General features: G+C 47.1%; 17 protein-coding genes and 1 tRNA gene. 8 read left to right on the forward strand and 10 right to left on the reverse strand.

Annotated elements, in window-relative coordinates:
• Positions 1–10 precede the first annotated feature (10 nt).
• The 5 genes from tilS to P3L47_RS19585 form a co-directional block, all read right to left on the reverse strand.
• A complete protein-coding gene (tilS, locus tag P3L47_RS19565) occupies positions 11–1,351 on the reverse strand; it encodes a tRNA lysidine(34) synthetase TilS (protein WP_277781853.1) in 1,341 nt (446 codons plus the stop codon).
• Between the two features lie 79 nt (positions 1,352–1,430).
• Positions 1,431–2,195: a zinc ribbon domain-containing protein gene (locus tag P3L47_RS19570; RefSeq protein WP_122360350.1), complete on the reverse strand. Its 765-nt coding sequence runs from the start codon at positions 2,193–2,195 to the stop codon at positions 1,431–1,433.
• A gap of 1 nt (position 2,196) precedes the next feature.
• Complete coding sequence (locus P3L47_RS19575) at positions 2,197–3,294, reverse strand: Nif3-like dinuclear metal center hexameric protein (RefSeq protein WP_277781854.1); 1,098 nt, start codon at positions 3,292–3,294, stop codon at positions 2,197–2,199.
• A 10-nt stretch (positions 3,295–3,304) separates the two neighbouring features.
• The gene (aspS, locus tag P3L47_RS19580) at positions 3,305–5,062 is read right to left on the reverse strand and encodes an aspartate--tRNA ligase (protein WP_122360352.1); all 1,758 of its coding nucleotides are present in this window, start codon (positions 5,060–5,062) and stop codon (positions 3,305–3,307) included.
• A 724-nt stretch (positions 5,063–5,786) separates the two neighbouring features.
• Positions 5,787–5,861 (reverse strand) — tRNA-Pro (locus P3L47_RS19585).
• Positions 5,862–6,078: 217 nt separating this feature from the next.
• Between P3L47_RS19585 and P3L47_RS19590 the strand changes: the two genes are divergently transcribed.
• Positions 6,079–6,714, forward strand: coding sequence for a recombinase family protein (locus P3L47_RS19590; RefSeq protein ID WP_122360418.1), 636 nt, complete (start codon positions 6,079–6,081; stop codon positions 6,712–6,714).
• A 76-nt stretch (positions 6,715–6,790) separates the two neighbouring features.
• Here the strand turns inward: P3L47_RS19590 and P3L47_RS19595 are convergent, their stop codons facing one another.
• The 4 genes from P3L47_RS19595 to hypF all read right to left on the reverse strand — a co-directional run bounded on the left by P3L47_RS19595 (position 6,791) and on the right by hypF (position 12,358).
• A complete protein-coding gene (locus tag P3L47_RS19595) occupies positions 6,791–8,851 on the reverse strand; it encodes an acetate--CoA ligase family protein (RefSeq protein ID WP_277781855.1) in 2,061 nt (686 codons plus the stop codon).
• Positions 8,852–8,930: 79 nt separating this feature from the next.
• Positions 8,931–9,686: a hydrogenase nickel incorporation protein HypB gene (gene hypB / locus P3L47_RS19600; RefSeq protein ID WP_277781856.1), complete on the reverse strand. Its 756-nt coding sequence runs from the start codon at positions 9,684–9,686 to the stop codon at positions 8,931–8,933.
• Positions 9,687–9,702: 16 nt separating this feature from the next.
• Positions 9,703–10,044 (reverse strand): hydrogenase maturation nickel metallochaperone HypA/HybF, encoded by a 342-nt coding sequence (locus tag P3L47_RS19605; protein ID WP_122360421.1) that lies wholly within the window; start codon positions 10,042–10,044, stop codon positions 9,703–9,705.
• Positions 10,037–12,358 carry a carbamoyltransferase HypF gene (gene hypF / locus P3L47_RS19610; protein ID WP_277783719.1) on the reverse strand — a complete coding sequence of 774 codons (2,322 nt, stop codon included), beginning with the start codon at positions 12,356–12,358 and terminating at the stop codon, positions 10,037–10,039. Before hypF ends, P3L47_RS19605 begins: the two co-directional genes overlap by 8 nt.
• 134 nt (positions 12,359–12,492) lie before the next feature.
• On the opposite strand from hypF, the gene P3L47_RS19615 reads away from it, so the two are divergent.
• The 7 genes from P3L47_RS19615 (at position 12,493) to P3L47_RS19645 (ending at position 18,974) form a co-directional block, all read left to right on the forward strand.
• The gene (locus P3L47_RS19615; RefSeq protein WP_277781857.1) at positions 12,493–12,720 is read left to right on the forward strand and encodes a HypC/HybG/HupF family hydrogenase formation chaperone; all 228 of its coding nucleotides are present in this window, start codon (positions 12,493–12,495) and stop codon (positions 12,718–12,720) included.
• Positions 12,717–13,796, forward strand: a complete 1,080-nt coding sequence (hypD, locus tag P3L47_RS19620; protein ID WP_277781858.1) for a hydrogenase formation protein HypD — start codon at positions 12,717–12,719, stop codon at positions 13,794–13,796. The genes P3L47_RS19615 and hypD overlap by 4 nt, the downstream gene beginning before the upstream one ends.
• A gap of 83 nt (positions 13,797–13,879) precedes the next feature.
• A complete protein-coding gene (gene hypE, locus P3L47_RS19625) occupies positions 13,880–14,926 on the forward strand; it encodes a hydrogenase expression/formation protein HypE (RefSeq protein WP_277781859.1) in 1,047 nt (348 codons plus the stop codon).
• A 28-nt stretch (positions 14,927–14,954) separates the two neighbouring features.
• Positions 14,955–16,052, forward strand: coding sequence for a hydrogenase small subunit (locus P3L47_RS19630; RefSeq protein WP_122360425.1), 1,098 nt, complete (start codon positions 14,955–14,957; stop codon positions 16,050–16,052).
• Between the two features lie 12 nt (positions 16,053–16,064).
• Complete coding sequence (locus P3L47_RS19635) at positions 16,065–17,786, forward strand: nickel-dependent hydrogenase large subunit (RefSeq protein WP_122360426.1); 1,722 nt, start codon at positions 16,065–16,067, stop codon at positions 17,784–17,786.
• A gap of 11 nt (positions 17,787–17,797) precedes the next feature.
• On the forward strand, positions 17,798–18,538 hold the full coding sequence (cybH, locus tag P3L47_RS19640; protein WP_122360427.1) for a Ni/Fe-hydrogenase, b-type cytochrome subunit: 741 nt from the start codon (positions 17,798–17,800) through the stop codon (positions 18,536–18,538).
• On the forward strand, positions 18,531–18,974 hold the full coding sequence (locus tag P3L47_RS19645) for a HyaD/HybD family hydrogenase maturation endopeptidase (protein ID WP_277781860.1): 444 nt from the start codon (positions 18,531–18,533) through the stop codon (positions 18,972–18,974). Before cybH ends, P3L47_RS19645 begins: the two co-directional genes overlap by 8 nt.
• Positions 18,975–18,983: 9 nt before the next feature.
• Here the strand turns inward: P3L47_RS19645 and glpK are convergent, their stop codons facing one another.
• A complete protein-coding gene (gene glpK / locus P3L47_RS19650; protein ID WP_277781861.1) occupies positions 18,984–20,495 on the reverse strand; it encodes a glycerol kinase GlpK in 1,512 nt (503 codons plus the stop codon).
• Positions 20,496–20,615: the final 120 nt, after the last annotated feature.

The following is a 20,615-nucleotide window of genomic DNA, read 5'->3' on the forward strand; positions in this document are numbered from 1 at the left end:
AGATTTTTAGTTATTCTGTTATTTTTGTCGAAAAAAAATTCACAATTAGCACACTCTTAGTCGTTTTGTCGAGACAGAAGCGATTATCGGAGCGCTCTCCCACAATCCAGAGAATGTTTTCACCGCTACAAAGAAGCCACGTCCGCTCCTTATCCATACGACTGAATTTATGATCGGAAAAATAATCACTCAATTTCTTACGGCCTTTCATCCCAAAAGGAATGAACCAGTCCCCTTCTTTCCATTTACGCAATGTCAGGGGAAAAGAGAGTTTGTCGTAATCGAAATAAGCGATATGCTTATCTTTCCGGATACAGAAGTCATTAGTAATAACAGATTTAAAGAAAGAAAGTTCAATCGGACCACGCCAGATATCCTCCAAAATATCTTCCGCCGTAAACACATATTCCACAACGGCTTCTTGTTTTCTCGGTTCCAGCAGCAGATATTCACGATCTTTCAATAAACAATAATCGGATGAATAGAACATTTTACCCGACTCTTTCTCCAATGAACGGAATACATCATCGGCTACTTGACGGGAAAAACCATATGGCTTCAACAATTCATAGAGGATTGTTGCGGGCGAAGGATACCGAAGTAAACGGATAATCGGGATACGGCTCCCCGCTTCCATCAGTTCCCGACGGGCTTTCTCTACCACATGCAGGTAGATAGTTTCAGTTTCTGCCAAATGATCGGCTGTGCGCGCTATCGCCGACCGTACGGAGGGATTCAATTCCTCCAATAAAGGAAGTACGCGAAGACGGATAAAGTTACGTGTATAAGCATCCGAAAGATTGGTACTGTCGGTAACATAGGGTAACTGCTGTTCTTCCAGCCAGTCCAGTATCTCGCTGCGGCTGACCGTCAGCAACGGACGCACCACATACCCGTTTTTCGGACGGATACCTCCCAGTCCACGGACCCCTGTCCCCCGCACCAGGTTCATCAACACCGTTTCCACACTATCATCACGATGATGCGCCACAGCAATAGCCTGTGCCTCCCAGCGCTGCCTCATTTCTTCAAACCAACTGTAACGCAGTTCACGGGCTGCCATCTCGATAGATAGATGATGTTCCGTCGCATAGGCAGTCGTATCAAAATCTATTTTATGGAAAGGCACATGCAGCCTGCATGCCATATCTTCGGCAAACCGTTCATCACGCACAGATTCATCACCACGCAGATGGAAATTACAATGGAGAGCAATACATGGAAAATCCAACTGCACAAGCAAAGCAAGCAAAGCAACCGAATCAGCTCCTCCACTCAGTCCAACCAGCACAGGCCTGTCAGCAGACAACAGCTGCTGCTTCTCTATATATGCACGAACAATATTTCTCATCTGCCATATAAAATTATGGCTTTAGCCAAACATATATCATTCAGCTAAAGCCACAAGCTTTTATCTACTGTATCAGTATTTATTCTTCTACACCTGCCAGTTCCGGGTCGATCATGATACGTCCGCAGTATTCGCAAACGATCACTTTCTTACGCAACTTGATATCCATTTGTTTCTGGGGCGGGATCTTGTTAAAGCAACCACCACAGGCATCACGCTGGATATAAACGACAGCCAAACCGTTACGGGCACCTTTACGGATACGTTTGAAAGCAGTAAGCAAACGAGGCTCGATCGTTGTTTCCAACTTTTTAGCCTTTTCACGTAATCTTTCTTCTTCCTGCTTAGTCTCAGAAATGATCTCTTCCAATTCACTCTTCTTCTGAACCAGGTCAGCCTTACGGCCATCCAGTCTTTCAGAGAGCTGGGAGATCTCTTCTTTCTTATGGTTAATCGACTCACCGAATTCGCGGATCTTCTTTTCAGAAAATTCGATTTCAAGTCCCTGGAATTCGATTTCCTTTGACAGGTTATCAAATTCACGGTTATTGCGCACGTTATCCAGTTGCGATTTATATCTCTCGATCAGTCCGGTAGATTCTGTAATTCTGTGTTTCTGTTCAACAACAGCATTCTCATAATCCTGGATCTCCGACTGATAGTTTTGAAGACGGGTTTCCAATCCTGCAATCTCATCTTCCAGGTCCTGAACTTCCAGGGGAAGCTCTCCACGAAGCGTTTTGATCTTATCAATCTCAGTCATCATCGTCTGAAGTTGATAAAGCGTAGAAAGCTTTTCTTCAACTGTATACTCTTTTTCAGCTGATTGTTTATCTGTAGCCATTCTATAAATATTTTACCGGGTTTGAATTAACATTCGAAAAATGTACGGCAAAGGTAGGGAATTTTTTCGATATTATGTTATAAAAGATGTCTTTTGTACATACTTCGGATTCATAATGGCCTATTACAGCCAGCAGAATACGATCTTCTACATCATAAAAGTCATTGTATTTGGCCTCCCCCGTAATGAATACGTCCGCACCATAGGCAATCGCGTCTTTCACCAGGAACGCGCCGCTGCCGCCACATAACGCCACCTCGCGTATCGGTTTACCCGTAAAGGCTGAATGCTTCACGCAACCAACCTGAAACAGGTCTTTTATCCGTTGCAGGAAAGCCAGTTCGTCCTCTTCTTCCGGCAACTCGCCCACGACGCCCGAGCCGACCTGTTCCCAGGTATTGCTCAACGGGTAGAAATCGAATACCGGCTCTTCATACGGATGAACGGAAAGCAAAGCGCGTGTGATCGTCGGCTTACGGAAAGCAGGCAATATCGTCTCGATACGGATCTCACGTTCGACATGCAACTCCCCTACTTCACCACAGAACGGGTTTGTACCTTCGCCGGCACGGAAAGTTCCGTTCCCTGCCAGGTTGAAACTACATGAATCATAAGCTCCTACAGTTCCGGCACCCGCATTGAACAAGGTAGTCCGTACCAGTTCGGCATACGCTTCGGGCACGAATGTAACCAATTTCAGCAAAGCCCCTTTCTGAGGACTCAGCACACGCACGTTTTCCAAACCGATCAGTTCTGCCAAACGGAAATTCACTCCGCCCGCTGCATTATCGAGATTGGTATGAGCGGCATAGATCACCAAGTCATACTTGCAGGCTTTCATCATGCAGCGCTCAATATAGGTAGAGCCTGTCAATGACTTGAACGCTTTAAAGGCTAAAGGATGATGGGAAATGATCAGATTACACCCCAGTTCTATCGCCTCGTCCACCACCTCCTCGGTGACATCGAGACACAGAAGCGCACCGGTTGCAAGCTGGTTTACATCGCCAACCTGTACACCTGCATTGTCAAAGCTTTCCTGCAATGGCAACGGAGCATATTGCTCTAATTCTTTCAGTACATCCTTTATCCGTATCATAAGCAATAAATTATTCTTTTACGTCTACTTTCAGGCACAATTCATCCAGCTGCGAATCGTCGATAACCGACGGTGCATCGAGCATGACATCGCGACCGGAGTTGTTCTTCGGGAATGCGATACAGTCGCGAATCGAATCGAGACCGGCAAACAACGAAACCCAACGGTCCAGACCATAAGCCAGACCTCCGTGAGGGGGTGCTCCATATTTGAAAGCATTCATCAGGAAGCCGAACTGAGACTGTGCTCTCTCTTCAGTGAATCCCAGTAACTGGAACATCTTATCCTGCAATTTGCTGTCATGGATACGGATAGAACCGCCGCCCACTTCAACACCATTGATAACCATATCGTAAGCATTCGCACGTACAGCTCCGGTATCCGTATCCAGCAACGGAATATCTTCCGGTTTCGGAGATGTAAACGGATGGTGCATAGCGTAGAAACGCTGATCTTCTTCGCTCCACTCGAACAGCGGGAAGTCAACAACCCACAGACAAGCGAACTTATTCTTATCGCGCAATCCCAACTGGCTTGCCACTTCAAGACGCAATTCGCAAAGCTGTTTGCGTGTCTTCATCGCATCGTCGCCGGAAAGAATCAGGATCAGGTCGCCCGGTTTTGCACCGAAAGCCTCCTTCATCTGCTGCAAAGTTTCCTGTGTATAGAATTTATCCACACTCGATTTCACGTTTCCGTCGGCTTCCACGCGGGCATATACCATCCCCTTTGCTCCTACCTGCGGGCGTTTTACAAATTCAGTCAGTGCATCCAACTGTTTGCGTGTATAGGTCGCTGCCCCTTCGGCACAGATACCACCGATATAAGCCGCGTCGTCGAATACAGAGAAGCCATGCCCTTTCATGACATCCATCAATTCGACAAACTTCATACCGAAACGCAAGTCGGGCTTGTCGCTACCATAATATTTCATTGCATCGTGCCAGCTCATACGCAGGAACGGCTCTTTGATCTCGACACCACGGATCACCTTAAACAAATGTTTTGCCATACCTTCAAAGATATTCAGCACATCTTCCTGTTCAACGAAACTCATTTCACAGTCGATCTGTGTAAATTCCGGCTGACGGTCGGCACGCAGGTCTTCGTCACGGAAACATTTAACGATTTGGAAATAACGGTCGAAGCCAGACACCATCAACAACTGCTTCAAGGTCTGCGGAGACTGTGGCAATGCATAGAACTGTCCCGGATTCATTCGTGAAGGAACCACGAAGTCACGTGCACCTTCGGGAGTCGAATTGACCAGTACCGGAGTTTCCACTTCCAAAAATCCCTGTTTATCCAAATAGTTACGAACTTCAAAAGCCATGCGGTGGCGCAATTCGAGGTTTTTACGAACTGCGTTACGACGCAAATCCAGATAACGGTATTTCATACGCAGGTCATCGCCCCCGTCCGTTTCGTCTTCGATAGTGAAAGGAGGAGTAGCCGCCGCGTTCAGTATATTCATCTCCGAAACGATCAGTTCGATATCGCCAGTCGGGATATTTTTGTTCTTACTGGAACGTTCCCTAACCGTACCTGTTGCCTGAATAACATACTCGCGTCCCAGTTTGTTTGCCTTTTCGCAAAGATCGGCATCCACTTCCTGGTTGAATACCAACTGGGTTATACCATAACGGTCACGGAGATCGACAAATGTCATACCGCCCATCTTACGAGTTCTCTGCACCCATCCGGCTAAAGTAACCACCAGACCTTCGTCTGCCAGGCGCAAGTTTCCACATGTTCTTGTTCTATACATCTTAAATAAGATTTATTTGTTTTAATTTCATGAATCAAAAGTATGCATACAGAGTATCTGTAAAATATGATTATACTTTACACGCAGCCGGTTTGCAAAGATAATACTATATTCATTAACTATAATAATTTCATTGAAATTAAAAGAAAAACTGAAGAAGCGAATTAAATAGACATATCACGATGAACAAGAAACAACTGTCACACTATCACTTTTCTTCTTACATTAATTGATATTCATTATATACACTCCTGTGATAGTAGAGATGATACACGAAAATAATACTATCACACTATCACGAAGATGCCTGTATTTTATCACATAGCATACTATTTATTTTCAAGAAGATAACGAGATATTCTTATTGAGATCCGGGTGTCGGCTCCCTTCACACCCGGGTCTCTGCATCGTCCGCACCCGGGTGTGAAAAGGGATAAAATGGGGGTCTCAGAAAAGAAATCCGCCTATTCTGTAATAAATAAGTAGTAATGTTATTAAAAAAAGAAATAGTCCTGACGAAAAAATGATAGTAGTGATAGTTGCCATGATAGTTATCCCGAGCAACCATCATCAATACACATATTGATATTCAGGGCTCAAAATGTTTTAATGATAGTATGACAGTATAAATACAAAAAACTATAAGAAAAAGAATCCGCCAATGCCAATAATAAATTGAATTAAATAAAAAAGAGAACCAACACACGTTGATTCTCTTCACCTGTCGGGGTACCAGGATTCGAACCTGGGACCCCCTGCTCCCAAAGCAGGTGCGCTAACCGGACTGCGCTACACCCCGTTTTACAACCCCTTTATTGTCGATTGCGGTGCAAAGGTAAGCATTTATTTTTATCCTCCAAATATTTCGTGTTCTTTTTTAATTGATTATTTTCGCATCTGTTTATTTACATGATTTAAAGGAAAGGAGGAAAAACAGCAGAAAGAAGAGAAAAATAAGGATGAACATATTGCTAGACAATATGTTATAATATAAACATATCAACATTGAAAACAGTATGATAATTGCCTATACACGAACATATTCAAACAAGCAACAAAGTGACAATCAAAAAAATGCGATTGAACAGTTTGCCGCAAACAATAACATTTCTATAGATAAATGGCATAAAGATACACGTACGACCTCCTCACGACACAAAAACAGGCTTGAAGAAATAATCAAGAATATGAACGCTGGCGACACACTGATTGTAGCCGATGTTACACGCCTGAGCCGGAGGTTGATGGAAATTATGCATTTGATCTTATTATGTATTGAGAAAAAGATAACCCTTTATTGTCTCAAAGAGGGCTATACTTTTGAAAATAACGTTGACAGCAAGACGTTAGCATTTACTTTCGGGCTGGTTTCGGAAATCGAAAGCAAACTGATCTCGACACGAACAAAAGAATCGCTGGAGATAACCAGAAGCCGGGGTAAAGTCCTCGGACGACCGAAAGGAACTCCTAAAATGGATCATCTGATGGCTCAGAAAGAGCAGATAGAAAAGGAACTCAACAGAGAAAATGCGACCTATGCCGAATTAGCCGAGTTCTACCAGGTATCGCTCAGTTGTTTTAAAAATTTTGTCAGAAACAATATTTCACCTTCCCATCCCGGACGAAAGCGGAGAAGAAGAGAGACGGAATAATGACAATATAAATAAAAGGGGAATTGAAACAATCGACAGGCTTATGTTTTCAATTCCCCTTTTTTATTTGTCAGATTTATTTTTCTATCCGGATACGGGCATCTACCGCAAACAATCCACGGTCGGTCGCCAGAAGCGGATTGATATCCATTTCTTTTATTTCAGACGCAAAACGCAGTATTGTAGAAAGACGGACGATAATATCGGCATACTGTTGTTCGTCGATACCTTTCTGTCCACGCGTTCCTTTTATAATCGGATATCCCCGCAAAGAACGGATCATTGAAAAAGTCTCATCATACGACAAAGGTGCCAGACCATAAGATACATCTTTCAGCACTTCGACAAAGATTCCGCCCAGACCGCAAAGGATCACATGCCCGAAACCTTCTTCATATTTAGCACCCAGGAACAATTCCTGCCCTTTCAACATGGGCTGTACCATGACAGCCGTCACATCCGGCAAACGCATCATACGTTCAAACTCAAACAACAGATGCTCTTCGCTACGGATATTCAGGGCGACACCTCCGATATCACTTTTATGCACCGGACCGACCACTTTGGCCACAACCGGGAACTTTACCCGTTTGGCAAAAGCAATCAACTCATCCTTATCGGTCGAAGTAAACTCTTCCACCAGCGGAATATTGGCAGCACCCAATAAGGTACGGACCTGTTCGGGAGCCAGATACCCGTTTGACGGGAGCTGGTCGATGATGCGGCGTACTTCAGGCACATTGACTCCGTAGAGTTGTATATCCGTGCTCATCGGCTTCGGCGTATTGAGCACACGCGAAAGTGCTGTACCCAATGTTACTTCATCCGAGAAATTCACATGCCCTTTTTTAACGAAGCTACGCACTTCCGGTCCGGCTGTCACGATAGAAGGCAATACCGGGAAGATAGGCTTCTTACATTCTTCCATCTTCTTATGAAGCACTTCATAAGCGTCATATAATTTGACCAGTCCGGGACTTCCGAAAATGACCATCATCAAATCGATTTCCTCGAAATGATTTTCGCAATAATCGATTGCCGTAGCCAGATGTTCCGGCGTTCCGGTTCCGATAATATCGATTGGATTACCTACTGCTGCTCCCGGATATAACTTGGATTTCAATTCCGCAGCAACAGGCCCTTCCAGGTTAGGAACATTCAGACGGCCTTTCGAAAGAGCATCGGCCAACATAACAGCCGGCCCTCCGGCATGTGTGATGATAGCGCAATTCTTCCCTTTTACATCTTTCAAGGTAAAGATACTGGCAACAGTCGTCAGTTCTTCACGGCTGAAACAACGCACGATACCCGCTTTACGGAACAATGCCTCGACAGCCGAATCGGAACTGGCAATCGCACCGGTATGTGAAGAGGCGGCACGTTTGCCGGACTCCGTACTTCCCGCTTTGATCGCTGCGATATGGCATCCTTTGCGGATCAGCGAAGAAGCATGATAAAGCAGTTTGTCGGGATTCTTGATCTGTTCGATATACAGCATCTTGATTTTCGAATCGAGTACGGGATCGAAATGGCGGTCCATGTATTCGATCACCTCCTCCACTCCGATCTGCTTGGAGTTACCTACAGACCAAACAGACGAGAAGCGCAAACCTTTTGTCAACGCCGACTCAATAATGAAAAGTGCCGTACCACCGGAACTGGAGATAAAATCCACTCCGTCCGGATGAAATTCGGGTATAGGTTGTGTAAATACACCATGAAAATTCATATTCATCAGTCCGATGCAGTTCGGACCGATCATGGATGCTCCTGCTTCATTCACACTTTCGAGCATCCGGTTCTCCAGGATCGCCCCTTCATGAGTCTCCTCGCCGAATCCGGCAGAGACTACGATAAAAGCTTTTACATTCTTCTGCTTCGCTAATATATCGACAGCTTCAGGACAGGAAGGACCGGGAATCGATATGATAGCCATTTCCGTATCCGGTATATCGTTTACGGAATGATATGACTTCAGACCTTGCACGTCGTCTTCCTTCGCATTCACAACATACAGTTCTCCTTTATATTTACCATCGAGGAGATTTCGTACCAAACGCCCGCCCGGCTTGTGTACATTATTTGAGCCGCCTACAACGACTATGCTCTTCGGGTCGATTAATTCTCGGTTAATCATAACATTTTGATTATTTAATTCAGTGAACCGGAACAAATATAGCTTTTTTCATCTATTTATTCATCGGATTCAGGGTTATTTATTTACATTTTGTGCATTCCCGGCATAACCAGTCACACCAGGCATCCATCCCGTCGCCTTTCGTAGCCGACACTTCGAATACTTCCAAATGATGATTTACCTTTAAAGCATTATTCCTCAATGTCTCTATATTTGTATTGAGATAGGGTGCGAGGTCTGTCTTATTGATCACACAGACATCTGCTTCCGCAAAGATATGCGGGTATTTTAACGGCTTGTCATCCCCTTCGGTCGTACTTACGATAACGACTTTCTTTGCCTCTCCCAAATCGAACATGGCAGGGCAAACCAGATTACCGACATTTTCAATAAACAATATCGAGCCATTTGCCGGAGAAAGATGTTTGACGGCATGGTTCACCATATCTGCCTCCAGGTGGCAGCCTGTTCCGGTATTCACCTGGAAAACCGGGATATTCAAAGCCGCAATACGGTCTGCATCGTTGGATGTCTGCTGGTCGCCTTCGATAACATACAGCGGCAGTTTCCCATTCAAACGACGGACGGTTTCTTCCAGCAATGTCGTCTTTCCGGAACCGGGCGAACTCATCAGGTTCAGGCAAAAGATTTCTTTTGCCTCAAAATAACCGCGGTTGCGTTCAGCAAGCAGATTGTTTCGCTGAAGTATATCCTGTTCAAGTGTTATTACCTTATCTTCATCGTGGTGGTGATGATGATGTTCATGGCCATGATCATGAGTATGGTCGTGTTCGTGATGATGATGGTGTTCTCCACACCCGCAAGTTCCACACATAAGCGTTTTGTATTTATTATTTAATAACAATCGATTTCACACGAAGTTCTTTTCCTTTAAGGATTTTAACACAATAAGAACCACATGCCGGACAAGGCGTGAATAAAGCATCCATCGGAAAGACCCGCCCGCAATCCGTACAAGCCCCTTCTCCGTCGATAATATGACGAACGATCGAAGCATGTTCGAGCATGGAACCTTTCACCGCACTTTCAAGGGCGAAGTCAAGCGTATGCAATTCCACACCCGCCAGGCGTCCGATTTCCAGTTCCAGTTCTTCGACGGCTTCCGAATGACGATTGCGCGCCTGTTCCTCTGCCAGCTCGACAATACTTTGAGCAATAGACATTTCATGCATAATCAGTACTATTTTTTCGGGAAGCGGCAATCGCCAGCTGGCCAACGGCAACTCCCCCATCATTACAAGGTATACGGCCCGGGACATACAAAGGAATGCCCTCATCCGCAAATAAACGCTGCAACTGTTCCGTCAACCGTTTGTTTTGAAAACAACCGCCGGAAACGATTACCCGGGTCGCACCGGTTTGTCGCAGATGACGTTTAGCTTCCGCCAGCAGAAGAAAAGCCATTGTATTATGGAACTTCGCCGCTATATCACAGACAGAGACTCCGGAAGCCAGATCATCCAGCACTCCTTCAAATAAAGGACGGAAAGAAACAACCTCTTCTTTTATCAGAACCGGATAATGTGTCGATTGTTCACTTCCCGCCGCCTGTTCCAACCGCACCGGGGCTTCCCCCTGATGCGTCGACACATCACAGAGACCAAGCAGCGAAGCGACGGCATCAAACAACCGGCCCGCACCGGATGTATAAGGTGTATTAATACCCTTTTCCATCATGGTTGTCAGCAGCCGGATTTTATCAGCGCCTATCCGTTCAGTAAATCCTTCCGGAAAGCAGGCGGAGCTTCCCCGATAATGCCATAAATAAGCTACAGCCATCCGCCAGGGTTCTAAGGCTGCCTTATCGCCGCCGGGTAAAGGTACATATTCAAAGTGCGACAGGCGGCTATACACTTTTCGGTCACAGAGAAAAAACTCTCCTCCCCAGACTTTCCCGTCATCCCCTAATCCGGTCCCATCCAATACGATGGCAACGACTTTTTCATGCAAACCATGTTCCAGCATACAGGCGGCAGCGTGGGCATGATGATGCTGTACCTTCAGCAAAGGCAATCCGGAACGTAGCGCTATACGTTCTGCCTCCCGGGAAGACAGATAATCGGAATGCATGTCGCATACAAGCACAGAGGGAGTAAAACGGAAAAGATGCCGGAACCGTTCCATCGACTCTGTATAGAAACTGTAAGTTTCCCAGTTCTTCAAATCACCGATATACTGGCTTTGCAAAACCGTATCCCCTTTCCCCAGGGCAAACGTATTCACTTTCTCCGCACCAAAAGCCAGGATACCTTCTACCGGTATATCTGCAAAGAAAGGTTCCGGCACATAGCCCCGCGAACGACGGATCAGACAAGGCTGACCTCCGCAAACCTGTAAAACCGAGTCGTCCACCCGGTTATGAATATCCCGGTTGTGATGGAGCAGCAAGGCGACTTTACCGGACAGCTGTTCTTCTGCCTCAGCGGGTGTTATAGCAATCGGGTAATCGCTCAAGTTTCCACTGGTCATCACCAAAGCCGGAGTATCCAGGGCTTCAAACCAGTCATAATGCAGCGGCATATAAGGCAGCATACAACCCAATGTCTGCATATCACGGTTTATATCGGCTGCCAGCCTTTTCTTTTGTTGCAGCAACACGATCGGACGCCGCCAGGAAAGCAGGCAATCTGCTTCGACCGGATTGACTGCTGCATATCGCTTCAACTGTTCCATATCACGGAACATAACGGCAAAAGGCTTGCTGTCACGTTGTTTTATCATCCGCAAGCGGGTTACAGCCTGTTCATTCAAAGCATCGCATATCAAATGATAGCCGCCGATACCTTTCGCTGCAATCACTTCACCTTCCGCAAGCAAGCGAACGGACAGGTCCAGCAATTCAGTATAGTCATCTATCTTTACATTATTATATATAGCATAATAAAAAGGCCCGCAATGATTACAGGCCACAGGTTGTGCATGAAAACGCCGGTCGCTGACCGTCGTATATTCTTTCCGGCAATCCGGACACATGGCAAAAGCCGACATAGTCGTTTGATACCGGTCGTAAGGCAGATCACGGATGATTGAAAAACGGGGACCGCAATGCGTACAATTGATAAAAGGATATCTCAGGCGATGCGGTTGTACCTTTCTGTCATGAAGGCATTCGGAACAAACGGCAATATCAGGCGCCACCTGCGTCACTTCTTCCGAATCGGAGTGGCTGGGAATAATGGTGAAACCGGTATATCCGCCGGCTTCCTGCTCCGTTTCCGAAACCTGTATGCTATGGATAAAAGCGACCGGAGGATGTTCTTCTCTGATCCGGGAAATAAATACCTCCTGTTGCTCCGGTGTCAGAACAGCATGAATGCAAACACCGTTATTCCGGTTATCCACCTCCCCTTCTATCCCCATTTCACTGGCTATACGATAGATAAACGGACGAAAGCCAACCCCTTGCACCAATCCACGGATTATCAATTTTGATATCTTCACCCTTCCTTGTTTTACAGTCCGAACAAATATAGAGGGTTTACCCATAATAAACAAACCATCCATCCGGCAATGCCGATAATTTTTATTTATCACTTAATAGATAATATGTATCATTTAACACATCTTTTCCCGAACATATTGGTTACTTTTGGAGTTGTTAATAAAAAACAAATAAGCTTATGTGTCTGGCTGTTCCTGGTAAAATAGTAAGTATAGACCGTTCGATGCCTGATCTGGCAATGGCTAAGGTCGATTTCAGCGGTATTACGAAAGACATTTGCATCCAATGGGTGGATGCAACGGAAGGCGATTATATACTCGCCCATGCGGGTATGGCAATATCTGTCGTCAATGCCCGGGAAGCCGAAGAGACGCTGGAGGACCTGAAAAAACTGGAACGCATATGAAATATGTCGACGAATATCGGGACAACGATCAGGTGCAGGCGCTCGTCCGCGCCATCCGGAAAGTAACGACCCAACCGTGGCATATTATGGAAATATGCGGCGGACAGACACATGCCATCGCCCGTTATCGTCTGGAAGAAATGTTGCCGGAACAGGTCCGCCTGCTTCATGGTCCCGGTTGCCCGGTCTGCGTCACACCGGTTACTCTGATAGACCAGGCTTTGGAATTAGCCAAACGTTCCGATGTCATACTGGCTTCTTTCGGAGACATGATGCGTGTGCCGGGGACCAACGAAGATTTGTTGCAGGCGAAAGCACGCGGAGCAGACATCCGTATGCTTTATTCTCCACTCGACGCAGTCAGACTGGCGGAGACAAATCCCGGAAAGGAAGTTGTCTTTTTCGCCATAGGTTTTGAAACGACAGCTCCCGTCCACATGATGGCATTGAAGGAAGCACAACGGAAGAAACTATCCAATTTCTCTTTACTGACCTCACTGTTCACCGTCCCGCCCGCCATAGATGCGATCCTTTCCGATCCGGAAAGTAAGGTAGACGGCTTTCTGACAGCCGGTCATGTATGTGCGATCACCGGAAATTCAGCTTACCATCAATTAGCTCAAAAATATAATACACCGATGGTAGTCACCGGTTTTGAGCCGGTCGACCTGCTGCTGGGTATTTATCGTTGCCTGCTACAGCTGGAGAACGGAAGCTATTTTGTAGAAAATGCCTACCGCCGTGCCGTACCGGAAGAAGGGAATCCGGCTGCCCGTACTTTAATGGACGAAACACTTGAACCATGCGATCAGGAATGGCGCGGAATCGGTGTAATTCCCGGCAGCGGTTTACAATTGAAGAAAACATATGCAAACTATTCCTCTCGGGAGAAATTCCAGTTTCTTCCGAAAGAAACTAAAATTTCATCCGAATGTATTGCCGGAGACATCATGAGAGGTGTGAAGCAACCGTCCGACTGTCCTTTCTTCAGAAAGGCTTGTTCGCCGGGACATCCGGTGGGAGCACCGATGGTTTCATCGGAAGGAGTTTGTGCTGCATACTATAAATATAGTTGACAGTTGACAAGTGACAGTTGACAGGTTTCAGACACGAAGCCTAAACTGTCACTTGTCAACTGTCAACCGTCAACTATAAAGATATGAAGAACGAAGATTTTAGCTGTCCGGTTCCTTTTACCGATACCGATTGTGTGCTGATGGCTCACGGCGGCGGCGGAAGAATGACACATCAGCTGATAAGCACTGTTTTTTATCCCGCATTCCGCAATCCGTTGCTGGAACAGGATCATGACGGTTGTGTTTTCCCCGTACAGGAAGGACGCATGGCCTGTTCGACCGACTCGTTCGTTGTCGATCCGATATTCTTTCCCGGCGGCGATATAGGCGACCTGGCGGTGAACGGCACAGTAAACGACCTGGCCTGTTGCGGTGCCCGGCCTCTTTATCTGACAGCCGGATTCATACTGGAAGAAGGTCTGCCTCTTGCCGACCTGCAACGTATCGTCCGCTCCATGCGTAAAGCCGCCGACAAAGCCGGTGTGCAGATCGTTGCCGGCGATACCAAAGTGGTGGAACGCGGCAAATGTGACAAACTATTCATCAATACCAGCGGTATCGGAGTGGTACCGGAAGGTATCCGTATCGCTCCCGATCGCGTGCAGCCCGGAGATGTGGTAATCTGTAGCGGTTCGATCGGAGTACACGGCATCACGATCCTTTCTGCCCGCGAAAGTCTCGGTTTTGAAACAAATCTGAAAAGTGATACAGTTTCGTTAAACAATATGCTCGCTGAGTTGTTAAAAAATATAGAGGAAGTTCATGTGCTTCGCGATCCGACACGCGGTGGAGTAAGCGGAACACTGAACGAGATAGCAAATACAGCCCAGGTTGAAATCGTTTTAGATGAAGTATCCCTTCCCATACCCGATGCCGTGAAAGGCGCTTCGGAAATATTGGGACTCGATCCGCTTTATATCGCCAACGAGGGATTAGTGCTGGTTATCCTGCCGGAAAACCGTGCACAAGAGGCTTTGGCTGTGATGAAAAACTTTCCGGAAGGAAAGGATGCAACGATTATCGGTCGCATAACCGGAAAGGACCATGCAATCGTTAAAATGAAAACACTATATGGCAACTATCGGATCGTCGATATGTTAAGCGGCGAACAGTTACCACGTATCTGCTGAAATAAAGAAACCAATAAATTACGAAAATATGGAAAATAAAAGACCTACCGTCTACGAGGAATGCCGGCAAAAAGGCATCACCCGAAGGGATTTCCTGAAATTCTGTACCACCATGGCTGCTCTCATGGGACTAGAATCCACGGGCGTGGCCCAGGTTGTCAACGCGCTGGAAACCAAACCGCGCCTACCGATTATCTGGCTCCATCTCCAGGAATGTACCTGTTGTACAGAATCGTTCATCCGCGCTGCACACCCGATCGTGGCAACGCTTCTACTCGATAAGGTATCACTAGACTATACGGAAACGTTAATGGCTGCCGCCGGCGAACAGGCGGAAGCGGCCAAGGAAGAGACGATGAAAAAGTACTATGGTGAATACTTGCTTATGATCGAAGGATCGATCCCGACAAAAGACGAAGGTTATTGCTGTGTAGGCGGCAAAAGTGCCCTGCAGATTACTGAAGAGGCGGCAAAAGGGGCAAAAGCCATTATCGCCTGGGGTAACTGCGCATGTGCCGGTTGTGTACAGGCAGCAAACCCGAATCCTACAGGGGCAAAAGCGATCCATAAAGTAATCAAAGGTAAACCTATTATAAATGTACAGGGCTGCCCTCCTATCGCAGATGTGATGGCGGGTGTCCTCATCTATATGCTGACTTTCGACCGTATGCCGCAACTCGACGGCCTGGGACGTCCGAAGATGTTCTACTCCCGCCGCGTACACGATACCTGTTACCGTCGCGCCAACTTCGATGCCGGCCTTTTCGTGGAAAGCTTCGACGATGAAAATGCGAAGAAAGGATATTGCCTGTACAAAGTAGGATGTAACGGCCCCAGCACTTATAATTCATGCGGTATCATCAAATGGAATGAAGGAACCAGCTACCCGATCCAAAGCGGCCATCCCTGCCTGGGTTGCAGTGAAGAGAATTTTTGGGACAACAGTCCGTTCTACAAACGAATGCCCGATGTTCACGGTTTCGGCATCGAAGCAACGGCAGACCAGATCGGTCTTGCCCTGGGAGCCGCCACAGCTGCCGGTATTGCCGTTCATGCCGTAGCAACCAATATCCGTAAGAAAGAACTGATCGATAACGAAGAACCGGAAAGTAAATCTAACATCTAAATTCTCAATACCATGTCAGAAAGAATCGTCATAGACCCCATCACCCGCATTGAAGGCCATCTACGGGTAGAAGCAGCCATCGAAGGCGGCAAAATAAAAGAGGCATACAGTTCCGGTACAATGGTACGCGGAATAGAAAATATTGTACGCAACCGTGATCCCCGCGATGCCTGGGTATTTGTGGGACGTGTTTGCGGTGTGTGTACTTCCATTCATTCGCTCTGCTCCGTGCGTGCGGTGGAACAGGCGTTGGACATCACCATTCCTCCCAATGCGGAGATGGTGCGCAATATTATGGAAGCAGTACTTTACATGCATGACCATACAGTCCATTTCTACCAGTTGCATGCGCTGGACTGGGTCGATATCGTATCGGCTCTGAAAGCAGACCCGAAAGCAGCAGCCCTCCTCGCCCAGCAACTATCGCCGTGGGCCAAAAATACGGAAGGATATTTCAGAAATACACAGGAACGCCTGAAGAAATTCGTTGCCAGCGGACAGCTCGGTATCTTCGCCAACGGATATTGGGGTCATCCTGCCTATAAACTGACACCGGAACAGAACCTGATTGCAACCGTCCATTATCTGGATGCGCTGGAATGGCAAAAGGAGATTGTCAAAGTACATGCCGTATTCGGTGGTAAGAATCCGCATCCGAACTTCCTGGTAGGCGGTATGCCGTGCAGCATCGACCTCAACGAGGCAAATGCGATCAATTCCGAACGCCTGGCGCTGGTTAAGCAAAAGCTCCAGGAAGGAAAAGACTTTATCGACCAGGTATATATCCCGGATTTGCTGATGATCGCCGAAGTCTATAAAGACGAATGGAGCAAGATCGGCGGCGGCGTAAGCAACTATCTGTCATACGGCGATTTCCCCTTGCATGGGTATGCCGGTATCGAAGATTATCTGAGTCCGCGCGGTATCGTGCTCGACCGTGACCTGAGCAAAGTCCATCCGGTAGATGCCAATTCTCCGGAAGAAATCAAAGAATATATCTACCACTCCTGGTACAAATATACCGAAGGTGACAAAGCCGGCCTGCATCCGTACGACGGAGAGACAAACCTGGAATATACCGGTCCGAAGCCTCCTTATAAACATTTGGACGTAGAAGATAAATATAGCTGGATCAAAACGCCGCGCTGGAAAGGCCAGCCGATGGAAGTAGGTCCGCTTGCCCGCCTGATCGTGGCATACGCTGCAGGCAAAGAACCTCAGAAAACAGCAGTCGATAATGTATTGAAGCAACTGAACCTCCCGGCTGAAGCCCTGTTTTCCACTCTGGGACGCACGGCTGCCCGCGGAATCGAGACACAACTGGTTGCCGGCTGGTCGCTCGAATTTTTCGACCAGTTGATGAAGAACCTGGAGAACGGAGATTCCCGTATGGCGAATCCGGTCATGTGGGAAAACGAAAACTGGCCGAAGAAAGCGCAAGGCGTAGGACTGACAGAAGCTCCGCGCGGTGCACTGGCTCATTTTATCGTTATCGAAAACAACCGGGTAAAGAATTATCAGATGGTTGTTCCCACCACCTGGAACGCTTCGCCGAGAGACGAGAACGGAAACTTATCTCCTTACGAATCAGCCCTGATCGGTACACCGATCCACGATGCCAATCAGCCGCTTGAAATCCTCCGGACGATCCATTCCTTCGACCCGTGCCTGGCTTGTGCCGTGCATCTGTATGACGAGGAAGGGAAGTATGTGCACCAAATGGATACGTTTTAAAAAGTATTGCTATGAAAAGTCGTAAGAAACGTCTGAGAGAAGTATACGTATGGGAGCTTCCCGTACGTATTTATCACTGGGTAAATGCATTATGTATCGTTATACTTTGTATTACCGGGTTTATCATTGCCGATCCTCCTGCCATACTGAATGCATCGGAAGCCTATTTCAGTTACTGGTTCGGAGTGGTCCGTTTCATCCATTTTGTAGCGGCTTTCGTTTTCTTCTTCAACTTCGTGTTCCGCCTGTATTGGGGATTTGTGGGAAACCGCTTCGCCCGATGGAACAACTTCATCCCGCTAAAGAAATCGCAATGGCAGGAAGTATGGGAAGTGATCAAGGTCGATATCCTAATGATAAAGAACAAGCCGGTCGACAGTATCGGGCATAATGCACTGGCAAGCCTGATCTATTTCGGCACGTTCTGGGCATTCCTGTTACAAAGTATTACAGGTTTCGGACTGTATGCCAAAATGAGCCAGTCGGTCTTCCCTCAACTGTTTGCCTGGACCATTCCTTTAATGGGCGGCGATTTGATGGCACGCCAGATCCACCATTTCCTGATGTGGTTCTTTATCCTGTTCGCCATTGTCCATGTATATCTGGTATTCTACCACGATTACATCGAGCAACGCGGTGAAACTTCCTCTATCATTGGAGGCTGGAAGTTCATTGAAGAAGACATTGCAGACAAGGAAGAGGTTACAGAGACAGCCGAGACAATCACCAAGATCGCGAAGAAACATGAATAAAACTCTTATATTAGGTGTCGGCAATCTATTGCTGAAAGACGAAGGAGTCGGTATCCACGTGATCCGTGCCCTGGAGAGAGAAACGCTTCCCGCCCATGTCACCCTGATGGATGGCGGGACGGGGGGCTTGCATCTGATCAGCTGGCTGACGGGTTATGACCATATCATCATGGTAGACGCCACCCTCGACACCAATCCGCCGGGAACAGTCCGTCTCATCCGTCCGAAATACGCCAGCGATTATCCTCCCCTAATGAGTGCACACGAAATCGGACTTCGCGACATGATCGAAACGATGATCCTGACGGGTGATCTGCCGGAAGTCCATCTGATCGTCGTCTCGGCAGCCAATCTGAATGAAGTAAATATGGAACTGACCCCGGAAGTGGAAGCTTCCATCCCGAAGGTAATAAAGATCATACGGGAGCTGATATAAGAAGAATGACTATATTTCGCTATCCATTGCCCAGTTCATTGTCCGTCCGACCGCCTTATGCCAGTCTGTAAGTAAAGCCAAAGCTGTTTCAGGTTTCATCTTGGCGGTAAATATAGTATCGAGCGACCATTGCTCTTTCAGTTCATCCGTATCTTTCCAATAGTTCACAGCCAATCCCGCCAGATAAGCAGCCCCCAAAGCCGTTGTTTCAATGATGCTGGGGCGTACTACCGGACACCGGCTGATGTCTGCCTGAAACTGCATCAGGAAGTTATTTGCTATCGCACCGCCATCCACACGGATCTCCTTCGGTTTGGCCTGAATATCATTTTCCATCGCGATCAGTACGTCATATACCTGATAACAAATACCTTCCAGAGCCGCACGTGTCAGATGCGCCGCCGTCGTACCACGGGTAATGCCGATGATTGCACCACGTGCATACTGGTCCCAGTACGGAGCCCCCAAACCGGTCAGTGCCGGAACAAAATAGACACCGCCATTGTCGGAAACCGATTTCGCCATCTGTTCCGTTACCGGAGCATTCGGAATCAATCCGATACCGTCACGAAGCCACTGGATAACCGCACCGCCGACAAACACACTGCCTTCAAGCGCATAAGTCACCTGGTCACCCAACTTCCAGGCAATCGTCGTCAACAGGTTATTCTGCGAAAGTACTGGCTTGTCGCCTGTATTTACGATCATAAAACACCCTGTTCCGTAAGTCGTCTTCATCATCCCTTTATCCAGGCACAACTGCCCGAACAAAGCAGCCTGCTGGTCGCCTGCCATTCCGGAAACAGGAATACCGGTCTTAAATATCGGCGTAGAGGTTTCACAATAGACCTCGCTACTGCTCTTCACCTCCGGCAACATGGAAGATGGAATCGTGAACAAATCGAGCAACTCCTGATCCCATTGCAAGGTATTTATATTGAATAACATAGTTCGGGAAGCATTCGTGACATCGGTAATGAACTGCGAACCCCGCGTCAGTTTCCAGACCAGCCAGGAATCGACCGTACCGAAACAAAGTTCTCCCCGCTCCGCCCGTTCACGGATACCTTTCACATGATCCAGTATCCATTTGACCTTTGTCGCCGAGAAATAAGCATCGATCACCAATCCGGTCTTTTGCTGGATGAAATCGGAATAACCCTCCGCTTTCAATTCCTCGCAGTAGTCAGCCGTCCGTCGGTCCTGCCACACAATCGCATTGTAAACAGGGAAGCCCGTCTCACGGTCCCAGACAATTGTCGTCTCCCGTTGGTTGGCAATGCCGATACAGGCAATATGATCATCCGTCACGTCGGCTTTTGCCATCGCTTCCTTGATCGCGAGCGATTGCGTATACCAAATCTCGTTCGGGTCATGTTCTACCCAACCCGGCTTGGGGAAATATTGTTGGAATGTTTTCTGCGAGAGAGTGATGACCTGTCCCTGACGATTAAACAGGATGGCACGGGATGTTGTTGTTCCCTGATCGATAGCCAATACATATTTATGTCTGAAATTCATGTTATATCACTTTATAATCAGTAAACCACTTTCCTTAGGAATAAGTTCAGTTTATCCTAAAAAAGGAACTCCCGCAAATCTAATAAATAATTTAGATTTGCGGGAGTTGTATTTCAACTA

Source organism: Parabacteroides chongii, from assembly GCF_029581355.1.
In the GTDB taxonomy this organism is placed as follows: Bacteria; Bacteroidota; Bacteroidia; order Bacteroidales; family Tannerellaceae; genus Parabacteroides; species Parabacteroides chongii.